The organism is Alcaligenes sp. YSL9, assembly GCF_030515105.1.
GTDB classification, from domain to species: Bacteria; Pseudomonadota; Gammaproteobacteria; order Burkholderiales; family Burkholderiaceae_B; genus Alcaligenes; species Alcaligenes phenolicus.
The window spans coordinates 489682-502334 of the sequence record NZ_JALXJU010000001.1; the positions used below are offsets into that span (position 1 = coordinate 489682).

Sequence of the window (12653 nt, forward strand, 5' to 3'; positions counted from 1 at the left end):
AACACAAAAATGGTTTGGCCTGTTTTGCATCTGAGGAAGCAGCGTATCAGGAAATCTGCAAAGAGCCTGTTGCGCCCATCAGCAGGTCGATCACATCCGGCGCGGTAATGATTTCAAAGCGTGGGTCCATCTGCTCGGCGCTCAGGCCGTTATGCAGCATGCAGGACTTGCACACGGCCACGCGTCCACCTTGTTCCAGATATTTCTTCAACAGCTCTGCTGCCGGTTCAAAGGGGGCACCAATACTGATGGGGTCGGCGGCACCGGGTACACCCAGCGCGACTCCTTCAGCCATCAGAATCAGGCAGGCGCTATGTCCCTTCTGAACCGCATTGACAGCCATGGTCAGGGCCACAGTTACTTTGTCGGGATTGCCCTGGGCATGGAACAGCGTCGATACAAAAGCAGCGGGTTTAGGCATCACAATTCTCCTTGTTTCGGTTCAAGACTTGAATTCATTGAATGCGGCAACGGCATTGGCCGCGTACATCACGGATGGACCACCGCCCATATAGATCGCAACCCCCAAGGCTTCATGTACTTCTTCCAGACTGGCTCCCATCTGCGCCAAGGCCTTGCTATGAAAGCCTATGCAGCCCTCGCAATGAGTGGCTACGCCAATTGCCAAGGCTATCAATTCTTTGGTTTTGGCATCGAGGGCGCCGCCTGTCATGGCGGCCTTGCCCAGATCTCCAAACCCTTTCATCACGTCGGCTTGGGTCTGACGTAGCTGCGCCAGATTGCTGGAAATGCCTTGGGTCAGTTGCTTGTAGCTAGTTTCACTCATGCATGACTCCTGTCGTATTAACAAAAGCAAAGGAATACTGAAATTGTTGACTGCATTAATTCAGTATATGCTAAATTAAGATTTATCTAAATTAATGCGCAAGAAAAGCTGGATAAACCATGATCCAAAGCAAATCCGACATCGAGCTGTTGCAAGAGAGCGCTGATCAGGCGGCCGCTTTGTTGCAGGCGGTGGGCAATCCCAAACGCCTGGTGATTCTGTGTCTCTTGATTCAGCAAGGCGAGATGAGTGTGGGAGCACTGAACGAGATGGTGGCGCTAAGCCCCTCGGCCCTGTCGCAGCATTTGGCGCGCATGCGCCAGGAAGGTTTGGTCAGCTACCGGCGCGAGGCGCAAACCCTGTATTACCGCATTGAGGACCCGAATGTCGCCACCTTGATTGGCACCTTGAAAGATATTTTCTGTCCCTGAGCCTGATGGCATCAGGGGCGGGGCGCATCGCCTGCAGGCCATCGCCCGACCCGTTTTCCCTTGCTTCTTTGTTAAAAGGATTCGCCATGAAAAGCAATGTAGGTGGTTTGGATCGTATTGCTCGTATCGTTGTGGGTGTGGTGCTGATTGCGCTGGCAGTCACGAACGTCATCGGCTGGTGGGGCTGGCTGGGCCTGATTCCTCTGATCACGGGGCTGGTCGGTTTTTGCCCGCTGTACCCCATGCTGGGCCTGAGCACCTGCCCGCTGAAAAAGCGTCAATAGATCACTCGCTATGGCCTGGTAACGGGTCATTCCCGCCTGCTCCTTGAAAAGGTTCCTTGTGCTCAAGGAGCCTTTTTATCGCCTGAAAAACAGCCTTGTCTCGCGGATGCGTGGCGGCCAAAGCAAGGTGCTTGGCTGGCCTTTTCGCCAATGTATGATACAAATCTGTTCAATGTGGACATTGTTTAGGTGTATTTATGTCTGGCAACAACGCTGACACGGGCAAGAGCAAAAAGATTCTGATCATTGCTGGCCCGAACGGGGCAGGCAAGACGACGTTTGCGCGCTCTTTCCTCCCGGCCGAGGCGGAGGTGCTGCGCTTTATCAATGCAGATCTGATTGCTGCAGGTTTGTCGCCTTTTGCGCCAGAGAGCGCGGCCATCAAAGCGGGGCGTTTGATGCTGGACGAATTGAAAGAAGCAGTTCGCCTGGGCGAGAGCTTCGCGCTGGAAACGACCTTGTCTGGCCAAGGCTATGTGCGCCATATTGAAAAATGGCAGGCGCAGGGCTATCGCGTCAGCTTGTATTTTTTAAGTCTGCCCGATGCGGATATGGCGATCGCGCGAGTGGCAGAACGGGTACGTCAGGGTGGACATAACATCCCTGAGCCCGTCATTCGTCGCCGCTTTGCGGCTGGCATGAAGAACTTCCTGCATCATTATCGGGATACCGTGGATGATTGGGTTTTGTACGATAACGCAGGCAGTGTGCCAGTCCTGTTGGAGTGGGGAGAGAAAGATGAATAAAGAAGATATTTCCAAAGCAAAAAACCCGGACTTGCGGGCTTCGCTGGCCGCCTTGGAGCGTGCAGCGCAGTCGGCACGTTTTGTGGCCATGCAAACCAATACCTCGGTGGTCTTGGTAGAGAACGGCAAGATGATCAAGCTCTCGGCAGAGCAACTGCGGCAGGAAGTCTGCAAGAGTTGATGACGCTGGGCTGCGATCGCGGTCCTGGCCTGCTCGCGTCGTACTTTTGTTGCTGCTGAATAGCTGGTGTTGTGAGGAACTCAAGAGGGCGATGGGTCTTGTAGACAGGCCTGAGATGGCCGCATGAATATCCGTATAGCGCATGGAATCAGCCAGAAAGCAGGCTGGCAGACTAAGTAGTTACTCCAATCTGCCAGACATCCTTGTCGTCGAGATTGGCTTCAGACCATGCCCGCATCATGCTCCCTATCAGGGTACTGGCTCAAAGTCGCCAGAAACTCCGAAGGCGGATAAGCAAAGGTCTTTTTAAAGGCTACTGAATAAGCGCTCAAACTTTCATAGCCACTTTCCAGCGCCGCCTGCGTGATGGATCTGCCTTGCAGCAGAAACTGGATCGAGGCCATCAAGCGCATCTGTTGCCGCCATTTCCCCAGATTCATCCCCGTGCTTTTCAGAAAGCGCCGATGCAAGGTTTTCGGCGTCAAGGCGTATTGCTGCGCCACCTCATCCATCGTTTTTTGCTGGGCTGGCGAGCGCACCAGGTCTTCGCAAATCCGTCGCATCAATTCCTCTTGCGGCCAGGGCAAATGAAAAGGCAGGGGATGCAGCACACGCAACTCTTCTATCAATAGCTGTCCCAGTAAGGCGTCTCGTAACGGTGGGTTCTCTTGCGGAATCACCCGCACCAGTGCTGCAATCAATTCACGCACCAGTGTTGTGACATGGATCACGCAATCGTGGTCCGGTAATTGTGCGGCCAGAATTTCATCAATAAATAAACCATGCACATTCACGGCGGTGGTGGCATTGAGCTGGTGCGGCACGCCGGGTCGCAACCAGACGGCGGTGGTTGGGGGCACCAGCCACTGGCCGGTGTCGGCCTGTACCAGCAGCACCCCTTCCGTGGCATACAAAAGATGCCCCCGGTGGTGGCGATGGCGGGGGACTTCATGGCCGGCAGGGTAATGCTCGATTACCCCGCTGACCAGCAAGGGCGAGGTATCGGAGTGAGACAAGTCCAGTGCTCGCCCACCGCGTTCAGGGGATGCGTAGCCCATATTCAGAAATGTCCAAAAAAATAAAACAAATGACTATTTTTTGATAGAAGGGCAAGTGTCTTGCAGTCTAAAGTGCTTTTATCGTCTTCATCAAGCACTTTGGGATTGAACCTGTCGTGACTCATTTGCACTTGCTATCGCTAGGCCTACTAGCCCTGACATCCGGTCGGGGTCCGTACGCCTGTGTGTGCGAATGGTCCTATCCTGGTTTCCCCAGACCCCGACTGTAGCCAGCTCCTTGGAGTAGGGAAGCCAGGCATGTCATTCCCTATATTCGAGGTTCCCATGCTGACTGATCCTTCCCACAAATACCGTCCCTTTCCTGTCGTCAATTTGCCCGATCGCCAGTGGCCGCAGCGCACCCTGAGCCAAGCGCCCGTGTGGCTGTCTACCGATTTGCGCGACGGCAACCAGGCCCTGTTTGAACCCATGAATCGCGACCGTAAATTGCGTCTGTTTCAGGAGCTAGTCCGTATTGGCTTCAAGGAAATCGAGGTGGGTTTTCCGTCTGCCTCGCAAACCGATTTTGATATCGTCCGGCAACTGATTGACGAGGGCATGATCCCGAACGACGTCACGCCTATGGTCATCACCCAACTGCGTGAGGATTTGATCGAAACCACGGTACGCAGCGTGGCGGGTGCGCGTCGTGTGATTGTGCATTTCTACAATGCGATTGCTCCTGCTTTCCGGGAAATCGTCTTCAAGATGGAGGTGCCGCAAATCATCGAGATGGTGCGTCACCATGTGGAGGTGTTCAAGCGCCTGACGGCCAAGCACCCGGAAACGGAGTGGGTGCTGCAATACTCACCTGAAACGTTCTGCATGGCAGAGCTGGAGGTGTCGCTGGCTGTCTGCAATGCGGCTATTGATGCCTGGGACGCGGGTCCAGCGCGGCCCATGATTATCAATCTGCCCACCACGGTGGAAGTGACGACAGCGAACGTCTTTGCTGATCAGATTGAATGGATGGATCGCCATTTGAATAGGCGCGAACATATCGTTCTGTCGGTACACCCGCATAATGATCGCGGAACGGGCGTTGCTTGCGCTGAACAAGCCATGCTGGCCGGCGCACAGCGTGTCGAGGGGTGTCTGTTTGGCAATGGCGAGCGCAGTGGCAATCTGGATGTGGTGACCTTGGCCCTGAATCTGTATACCCAGGGTATCTCTCCGAATCTGGATTTCTCTGACATCTCGGCAGTAGCGCGTATCGCGGAAGAGGCCACGTCCTTGCCCATTCACCCACGTCACCCGTATGTGGGCGATCTGGTCTTTACCGCCTTTTCCGGTTCCCATCAGGACGCGATTGCCAAGGGCTTTGCGGTGCAGAAAGAAGATGCCCCGTGGCGTGTACCGTATCTGCCAGTCGACCCCAAGGATTTGGGCCGCACCTACGACAGCATCGTGCGTGTCAACAGCCAGTCCGGCAAAGGAGGCATCGCTTTTCTGCTGCAACGCGACTACGGCATTGTGATGCCGCGCCGCATGCAGGTGGAGTTCAGTGCCATTGTTCAGCAGATTGCCGATTCCAGCGAAACGGAGCTGAACAGCCAGCAGATTTGGGAACTGTTTGAGACCACCTATCTGCAAGCCAATCAGCGCCAGGGGAACAACAGCTACCGAGCACATTGCCTGTTCGATGAGGCACAAGGGCAGCAGGGCATAGAGCTGCAATGCGTCAATGCCAATGGCGAGACTGAAATCTATACCGGAACGGGCAATGGCCCGATTGCGGCGACAGTGGCGGCCTTGAACCTGCCTTTGCGTATCGATAGTTACGAGGAGCGCAGCCTGGGTTCAGGAGCGGACGCTTGCGCGATGGCGATTGTGGAAGCGGTCATGCCCGGTGTGCCTGGTTCGAAATTTGGTGTGGGCAAGCACGCGAATATCATTACGGCCAGTGTGATGGCGGTGATGAATGCGGCGGCACGTTTTGAGGAGGTCGAGGCTTAAGCAGCCATCAAGCTGCGGTGGGCCGCGCCAGCTTCTGTGTGTAACACAACAGCGCGGGCCACTTTTGACGGCTAAGTGGCTCTGAGTCAGGGGGCGACTCTGCTTGAAGACTGCTTCACATAGCGAGCGGATAAAACCACATTCACGTCCCTGGCTTACGAAAAACGGACACTCTTTACATTCAAGTAAATGCGATCAAGCAGGCAGTTCGTCTTTTTGATCAACATTCTTGTCTGTGGGCAGGTCTAGATTCACCACCTGGCTTAACCAGCGTGCCACCACCTTCAGTTCATCCTCCGTAAAGCCGTCGGATAGTTGCTGATTCAAGTCCTGCAAGGTTGATTTGGCCTTGATGCTGGCTTCTTCTCCGGCGGGAGTCAGCGTCAGGCAAATCTTGCGTGTATCCACATCGTCCGTCAGGCGTTGAATCAGGCCTGCTGCCTGCATGCGTTTGGACAGTCCGGTAATCGCAGCCGGTGCGACTTGCAAGGCGCTGGCTGCTTCTCCCACCGTGACCGAGCCTTGAGAGCGAATCAAGAACAGCATGCCAACTTGGGCCGCGCTGATATCTGTCCATGCCGAGGGCTGCTTCTGAATCCAGCGCTGCAAAGCCTTGTGGGCATGGTTCAACAAAAAGACAAAACGTGGCTGTGATTTCTGGCTCATTGTGGCGATGGCTGGATAGATATCGGTTAGACGTCAGGAATTCGATGCTGGGCCGGATTCGCTTTGTGCGATCAGCCAGTCGACCACTATAGGCCAAAGTGCCTCGGCGTTGCGTTTACGAAACAAGCCCATGTGACCAATATGCGCCAAACCCAGCTGCTTGTGCTCCAGTTGATGCCTTTCTATACGGGCCTTGCCTAGCGGTTCCAACAGCCGGGAAATAGCTCGCGGATTGGCCCAGGGGTCATCATCGAAACCCAGAACCAGCAAGGGAATATCGACCTGGCTAGCGCGTTGTTTGGCATCCAGCTGTGGATCGTCATAAAAATAATGGGGCTTTTGCGTCCAGCGGCTCCATTGCTGCATGACGCCACGTGGAAGGTCCTCGCCAAAGCCCAAACGCCGGGTCGGCATATAGCCGTAAAGGCCGCACAGTACGGGAGTAAGTACCCGCATGATCAGCCCCACCCGAAAGCGCTCCATGGGCTTTTCAATTAAAGCGGTAACCCCCGCATGTGACGCAATCATCACGGCAGCTTTCACGGAGCGAGTCGCGGGGGAGATAGCAATCGCATGGCCGCCAACGCTATGACCAACAGCCAACATGGGCAAGCCGTTAAAACGATGGGCGACCCAGTCTGTGACGTAAACCGCATCCTCCAGCATCCAGTCGGACATGGAAACATCGCATTGGCGTATATCTTTCTGACGAGATCGGCCTATACCCCGGTAGTCGTAGCTCAGAACAATGAATCCCAGGCTGTTCAGATGTTCTGCAAAAGGACGATAGAAATCCTGTGGGACGCCGGTGGCGGGGTGAATGATGATGGACGCTTTGGCATCAGGAGCTGGCCATAAGGTCGCGCTGATCGGGTCTTTTCCAGCCTGCTGAATCGTCACCTGTTGCATGCTTGTCTCTAATTTTAGTTAACGTGTTAATGATATTAGAGTGGCTTCAGAAGTGAGTCAATCCGGGCCCAAAGGGGAAGGGGGTTGTTAGTGACGACAGTCAGACCTTACATTTCAGCGACCAACCCCTTGATCGCCTCGATATACCAAGCCTGATCGTTCATCCTGTGCGTCAAGATAATCGGTGAAGTCGCCTGCGGTTCTTCGATCAAGCGGTAGTGCAGATCGTTGCGCAGACGAGCCGAGGTTGGGATCAAGCACAAGCCAGAATCGGCAGCCACCAATCCCAAGGCCGCTTGAATTTCCCCGGCCTCATAAACTTCAGCTGGGCGCACGCTGTGATCGTGCAGCAGGTGCAGAACGTGGTCCGCGAAGCTGGGTCTGGGCTCTTTGGGATACACAATCAGCTTTTGGCCTTGCACTTTTTTCAGGCTCAATGGCTTGTCTGAATTGGCCAGATCCGAGCTGGGGGGAATGGCCAGGGCCAGTTGTTCTTCCCGCAACACCGTTCTTTGCACCGACGCATCATTCAGTCGTATCCGTCCGAACCCCACATCAATCCGTCCTGACTTCAAGGCTTCCAGCTGCTGCATGGAGGTGAGCTCCACCGTTTGCATATCCACTTCCGGATATTGATGGCGCAGCTTGCGCATCAAAGCGGGCAGGCCGCCGTACAGGGTGGAAGCCACAAAGCCTATCGACAGAGTTTGTCGTTGGTGCAGTCCGATTTGCCGTGTCGTATGCACCAGTTGATCGACCCGGCTCAAGATCTGCAAGGCCTGCTCATAAAATACCCGTCCGGCTTCGGTCAGCCGCAAGGGGCGGTTATTGCGCAGCAGCAGTGTGACGCCCAGCTCCTCTTCCAGCAATTGGATCTGTCGGCTAAGCGGGGGCTGGGCCATGTGCAGGCGCTCCGAAGCCCGTGTGAAGTTGCGGGTTTCGGCAACGGCTACAAAATATTTGAGCTGACGTAGATCCATAAGGGAAAACCATACCTAGGCTGAATTGATGGTGTTTAGTTTCTTGATTTTTAATATTTATATCAGAAACTATACTCTAAAGGTATGGAACTAGACCTATTTAGTCTTGGAAATAACGAGCCTGCTTCGTGTTCAATCAAGGCATGGAACACACGCGATCTTCTCAACTATTAGCAGCTCCAGCCCTGATCGAAAGGGTGGAGACTTTGCTGCTGGATCTGCCTACGATCCGTCCTCATCAATTGGCGATGACGACCATGCAAGGCCAGACTTTGATGCTGGTGCGCTTGTACTGTTCGGACGGTACGGTGGGTGTAGGCGAGGGCACGACCATTGGTGGTCTGGCCTACGGTGCCGAGTCGCCCGAAGGCATGAAGCTGGCCATCGACACTTACTTCACCCCCTTGCTGCTGGGCGCCAATGCCAGCGTCGTGCCGGCTTTGATGGCTCGCTTGAACACGGCGATTCAGGATAACCGTTTTGCCAAGAGTGCGGTAGAAACCGCGCTGTTTGATGCCCTGGGTAAACGTACCGGTCTGCCGGTGTCGCACCTGCTGGGTGGCCGCATGCGCGACAGCCTGCCTGTTGCCTGGACACTGGCCTCGGGTGACACCGCCAAGGATATTGATGAAGCCGAGCGCATGCTGGCGCAGGCTCGTCACCGTATTTTCAAACTCAAGATTGGTCGCCGCCCGGTAAAGGACGATGTGGCGCACGTAGCGGCTATCAAGAAAGCGATGGGTGATCGCGCCGATGTTCGCGTGGATGTGAACATGGCCTGGAGCCCCTTGCAGGCCCAGTACGGTATGGCTGGCCTGGTCGATGCCGGGTGCTCGCTGGTGGAGCAGCCAGTGCGTCGTGCTGATGCTCTGGCCGATCTGAAAGGTCGCTTCCCGATTGCCTTGATGGCCGATGAATCCCTGACCGGCCCGGCCTCCGCCTTTGCACTGGCGCGTGATGGCGCCGCCGACGTGTTCGCGATCAAGATTGAACAGTCCGGTGGTTTGCGTGCAGGTTTGCAAGTGGCATCGATTGCCGAAGCCGCCGGTATTGAATTGTATGGTGGCACCATGCTGGAGGGCGCGATCGGCACGATTGCCGCTGCCCATGTGTTTGCCACAGTGAACCAATTGCAGTGGGGCACGGAACTGTTCGGGCCCTTGCTCTTGACCGAGGAAATCCTGGCAGAGCCACTGAATTACAGCAATTTTGAATTACAGATACCTCAAGGGCCGGGTTTGGGTATCGTACTGGACGAGGATCGTGTCCAGTATTTCCGCCGCGACAGGACACAAGTCAGTGTTGGCTCGGCTGCCTAGGCGCAATAAGAAGCCAGTCGTAGCGGCTTTGCTTGGAACACTTTTTTCAGGATATTAGGAGACACAGAATGAGCGTTAAAATTTTTGACACCCCCGATGTACAAGACTTCCTGCGTTTGGCCTCTGGCCTGGATCAGCCCGGTGGCAATCCACGCGTCAAGCAAATCATGTACCGCATCATCAGCGATCTGTTCAAGACCATTGAAGATCTGGAAATCACCAACGACGAGTACTGGGCAGCCGTGGCTTACCTGAACCGTCTGGGTACGGCCAGCGAAGCCGGTTTGCTTTCTCCCGGTCTGGGCTTTGACCGTTTCCTGGACATGCGCATGGACGCCATGGACAAGGAACTGGGTCTGGACAACGGTACGCCACGCACCATTGAAGGTCCTTTGTACGTGTCGGGCGCTCCTGTGGCGCAAGGTTTTGTTCGCCTGGATGACGGTTCCGATACCGCTGGCGAAACCCTGATCATGCACGGCGTCGTGGCTGGTGCGGACGGCAAGCCTATTGCGGGTGCTCAGGTTGAAGTCTGGCATGCCAATACCAAAGGCTTTTACTCGCACTTTGACCCCACCGGCGAGCAACAGCCCTTCAATATGCGCCGCACCATCATTACCGATGAAAACGGTCGCTACAAGTTCCAGAGCATTGTGCCCAAGGGCTACGGCTGTCCACCGGATGGTCCTACCCAAGGCCTGCTGAACGAGCTGGGCCGCCACGGTAACCGTCCTGCGCACATTCACTTCTTTGTGACGGCTCCTGGCCACCGCAAGCTGACCACGCAGATCAATATCGATGGCGACCCGCTGGTGTATGACGACTTCGCCTACGCTACTCGCGATGGTCTGGTGCCACCGCTGACCGAGCACACGGATCCTGCCCGCATCGCTGCCGAAAACCTGGATGGTCCTTTTGCAGAGATCGTGTTTGATATTTCCTTGACCCCCTTGGTCGATGGCAAGGACAACCAGATCGTGAATCGTCCACGTCTGGCTGCCTAAGTCTTGCTTCGGTCCAGGGCCTGTGTTTGCCAAGTCAAACCAGGCCCTGGACTGACTTGTTTTTGCTGTGCCTGACGTAAGGGCGAAGCCCATCCGTAGCGTCAGTGCTTTATACGGAGAACGGAGTGATCGATAAACAGGTAAGCAGTGTTGCACAGGCTTTGCATGATGTGCAGGACGGCGCCACGATTCTGGTCGGTGGTTTTGGAACGGCTGGCATACCCACAGAGTTGATCGACGGTCTGATCGAGCAAGGCGCTCGCGATCTGACTATCGTCAACAACAACGCGGGTAATGGCGATGTGGGGCTGGCGGCTTTGCTTAAAACAGGCCGGGTTCGCAAAATTATTTGCAGCTTCCCCCGTCAGGCTGATTCCTGGGTATTTGATGACTTGTATCGCAGCGGCAAGATCGAGCTGGAGTTGGTGCCTCAAGGCAATCTGGCCGAACGATTGCGCGCCGCCGGTGCGGGTATCGGTGGCTTTTTCTGCCCCACAGGCTATGGCACAGAATTGGCCAAGGGCAAGGAAACACGTTTGATCAATGGTCGCTGGCATGTCTATGAAGAGCCCATTCATGGAGATGTCGCCCTGATCAAGGCCGAGCGGGGGGACCGTTGGGGGAATTTGACCTACCGCATGGCGGCGCGCAACTTTGGTCCGGTCATGGCGACCGCAGCTCGTACCACCATTGCCAGTGTGTTTGAACTGGCGGAGCTGGGTCAACTGGACCCCGAAACCATTGTGACGCCCGGCATTCATGTGCGTCGCGTTGTGGTGGTGCCACGCAGTCGCACAGAAGCAGGTGGGTTCAAGGCATGAACGGACAGAGCATGAAGGGGGACAGCATGACGCTCAATTATCAGCGCCGTAGTAAAGACGAATTGGCGCAGCGCGTCGCCCAGGACATCCATGACGGCGCCTATGTGAATCTGGGTATTGGCATGCCAACTCTGGTAGCCAACCATTTGCCCGCTGGTGTGGAAGTGGTACTGCATAGCGAGAACGGTATCCTGGGCATGGGCCCGGCACCGGCCGCCGGGCAGGAAGATTACGATTTGATCAATGCGGGCAAGCAAGCGGTGACGCTGCTGCCCGGTGGCGCGTTTTTCCATCATGCCGACAGCTTTGGCATGATGCGTGGCGGCCATCTGGATATTTGTGTGCTGGGCGCTTTCCAAGTGTCGGCAACCGGCGATCTGGCCAACTGGAGCACGGGTGAGCCCGGCGCGATTCCCGCCGTAGGCGGTGCCATGGATCTGGCCATTGGTGCCAAGCAAACCTGGGTCATGATGGATGTGCTGACCAAGCAAGGCGTCAGCAAGCTGGTTGAACAATGCAGCTACCCCTTGACCGGCCTGGCTTGCGTGAAGCGCGTATATACCGATTTGGCCACCCTGGCTTGCACGCCAGAAGGTTTGCAACTGATTGATCTGGTGCCTGGTTTGACGCATGAAGCGCTGGAGGAAATGATTGGTTTGCCCATTGCCGCGGCAAAGCAGGGAGAGGGCCAATGACGGTCAGCCCCAGCGCCTTGAATACCGAGCGGGGCATGTTCCGCGTCAGCGTGGAAGGTGATCCGCTGGCCCCGGCCCTGATTCTGAGCAACTCCCTGGGCACCACGCAAGAGATGTGGGACCCGCAGGTGGCAGGTTTCGCCCAGTCCTATCGTCTGATCCGTTATGACACCCGTGGTCATGGCGGCAGTCCGGTCACGCCTGGCCCATACCGCTTCAAGGATTTGGGGCGTGATGTGCTGGCGATTCTGGATGCGCTGGATATTGAGCGCGCTGCGTTTTGTGGTCTGTCCATGGGTGGTCACACCGGCTTGTGGTTGGGGGTGAATGCCCCGGAGCGTTTGAATGCGCTGATCGTGTGTAATAGCGCTGCCAAGATTGGTACTGCTCAAGCCTGGCAGGAGCGTGCCGAAGCCTTGCGTCAAGGCGGCGCCGCACAGATGCGTACTTTGGCGGATTCGGCGCCTTCGCGATGGTTTGGTGAGGCCTTTATCCAGCAATCGCCGGAGCTGGTAAAAGCGATGCAGGACAGTCTGGCCAAGCTGGACCCGCTGGGTTACGCCGCCTGCTGCGATGCCTTGGCCGAGTCGGATCTGCGTGATCAGATCAGCCGTATTTCGGCACCGACCCTGCTGGTCGCTGGCCAATGGGACCCGGTCACCACGGTGGCCGATGCCCAGGCCATGCAAGCCAATATTCCTGGCTCCAAAGTGGCGGTCGTACCGGCCTCGCATCTGTCCAATCTGGAAGCGCCCGAAGCCTTCGAGCGTGCCGTACTGAATTTTTTAGCCCAGGCCTGAGTGCCCGAGCGCTTGT

At 55.9% G+C, this 12653-nt stretch carries 16 protein-coding genes; 10 read left to right on the forward strand and 6 right to left on the reverse strand.

Annotated elements, in window-relative coordinates; all coding sequences use genetic code 11:
• Positions 1–46 precede the first annotated feature (46 nt).
• Together M2Q46_RS02215 and M2Q46_RS02220 are read right to left on the reverse strand one after the other, a co-directional pair.
• The gene (locus tag M2Q46_RS02215) at positions 47–421 is read right to left on the reverse strand and encodes a DsrE family protein (RefSeq protein ID WP_026482754.1); all 375 of its coding nucleotides are present in this window, start codon (positions 419–421) and stop codon (positions 47–49) included.
• Between the two features lie 21 nt (positions 422–442).
• On the reverse strand, positions 443–787 hold the full coding sequence (locus M2Q46_RS02220; RefSeq protein ID WP_009454588.1) for a carboxymuconolactone decarboxylase family protein: 345 nt from the start codon (positions 785–787) through the stop codon (positions 443–445).
• Positions 788–906: 119 nt separating this feature from the next.
• Between M2Q46_RS02220 and M2Q46_RS02225 the strand changes: the two genes are divergently transcribed.
• From M2Q46_RS02225 to M2Q46_RS02240, 4 genes are all read left to right on the forward strand, one after another.
• Positions 907–1218 carry a helix-turn-helix transcriptional regulator gene (locus M2Q46_RS02225; protein ID WP_009454586.1) on the forward strand — a complete coding sequence of 104 codons (312 nt, stop codon included), beginning with the start codon at positions 907–909 and terminating at the stop codon, positions 1216–1218.
• Positions 1219–1304: 86 nt separating this feature from the next.
• A complete protein-coding gene (locus tag M2Q46_RS02230) occupies positions 1305–1502 on the forward strand; it encodes a DUF2892 domain-containing protein (RefSeq protein WP_009454584.1) in 198 nt (65 codons plus the stop codon).
• Between the two features lie 197 nt (positions 1503–1699).
• Positions 1700–2248 carry a zeta toxin family protein gene (locus M2Q46_RS02235; protein ID WP_009454582.1) on the forward strand — a complete coding sequence of 183 codons (549 nt, stop codon included), beginning with the start codon at positions 1700–1702 and terminating at the stop codon, positions 2246–2248.
• On the forward strand, positions 2241–2429 hold the full coding sequence (locus tag M2Q46_RS02240; protein ID WP_009454580.1) for a hypothetical protein: 189 nt from the start codon (positions 2241–2243) through the stop codon (positions 2427–2429). The genes M2Q46_RS02235 and M2Q46_RS02240 overlap by 8 nt, the downstream gene beginning before the upstream one ends.
• 221 nt (positions 2430–2650) lie before the next feature.
• Here the strand turns inward: M2Q46_RS02240 and M2Q46_RS02245 are convergent, their stop codons facing one another.
• Positions 2651–3487: a helix-turn-helix domain-containing protein gene (locus M2Q46_RS02245; protein WP_203144800.1), complete on the reverse strand. Its 837-nt coding sequence runs from the start codon at positions 3485–3487 to the stop codon at positions 2651–2653.
• 285 nt (positions 3488–3772) lie between these two features.
• On the opposite strand from M2Q46_RS02245, the gene leuA reads away from it, so the two are divergent.
• On the forward strand, positions 3773–5443 hold the full coding sequence (gene leuA / locus M2Q46_RS02250) for a 2-isopropylmalate synthase (protein ID WP_302357042.1): 1671 nt from the start codon (positions 3773–3775) through the stop codon (positions 5441–5443).
• A gap of 195 nt (positions 5444–5638) precedes the next feature.
• Here leuA and M2Q46_RS02255 read toward each other — a convergent pair whose 3' ends face one another.
• From M2Q46_RS02255 to M2Q46_RS02265, 3 genes are all read right to left on the reverse strand, one after another.
• Positions 5639–6109, reverse strand: coding sequence for a MarR family winged helix-turn-helix transcriptional regulator (locus tag M2Q46_RS02255; RefSeq protein WP_009454574.1), 471 nt, complete (start codon positions 6107–6109; stop codon positions 5639–5641).
• Between the two features lie 33 nt (positions 6110–6142).
• Positions 6143–7018 carry an alpha/beta fold hydrolase gene (locus M2Q46_RS02260; protein ID WP_302356575.1) on the reverse strand — a complete coding sequence of 292 codons (876 nt, stop codon included), beginning with the start codon at positions 7016–7018 and terminating at the stop codon, positions 6143–6145.
• A 107-nt stretch (positions 7019–7125) separates the two neighbouring features.
• Entirely contained in the window at positions 7126–7998 is an 873-nt protein-coding gene (locus M2Q46_RS02265; RefSeq protein WP_060185892.1) for a LysR family transcriptional regulator, read from the reverse strand.
• Between the two features lie 143 nt (positions 7999–8141).
• Between M2Q46_RS02265 and M2Q46_RS02270 the strand changes: the two genes are divergently transcribed.
• The 5 genes from M2Q46_RS02270 (at position 8142) to pcaD (ending at position 12637) form a co-directional block, all read left to right on the forward strand.
• A complete protein-coding gene (locus M2Q46_RS02270) occupies positions 8142–9317 on the forward strand; it encodes a muconate/chloromuconate family cycloisomerase (RefSeq protein ID WP_302356577.1) in 1176 nt (391 codons plus the stop codon).
• A gap of 68 nt (positions 9318–9385) precedes the next feature.
• Positions 9386–10321: a catechol 1,2-dioxygenase gene (catA, locus tag M2Q46_RS02275; protein WP_009454566.1), complete on the forward strand. Its 936-nt coding sequence runs from the start codon at positions 9386–9388 to the stop codon at positions 10319–10321.
• A gap of 125 nt (positions 10322–10446) precedes the next feature.
• Positions 10447–11142, forward strand: coding sequence for a 3-oxoacid CoA-transferase subunit A (locus tag M2Q46_RS02280; RefSeq protein WP_009454565.1), 696 nt, complete (start codon positions 10447–10449; stop codon positions 11140–11142).
• Between the two features lie 26 nt (positions 11143–11168).
• A complete protein-coding gene (locus M2Q46_RS02285; protein WP_035268747.1) occupies positions 11169–11837 on the forward strand; it encodes a 3-oxoacid CoA-transferase subunit B in 669 nt (222 codons plus the stop codon).
• On the forward strand, positions 11834–12637 hold the full coding sequence (pcaD, locus tag M2Q46_RS02290; protein WP_009454561.1) for a 3-oxoadipate enol-lactonase: 804 nt from the start codon (positions 11834–11836) through the stop codon (positions 12635–12637). Before M2Q46_RS02285 ends, pcaD begins: the two co-directional genes overlap by 4 nt.
• Positions 12638–12653: the final 16 nt, after the last annotated feature.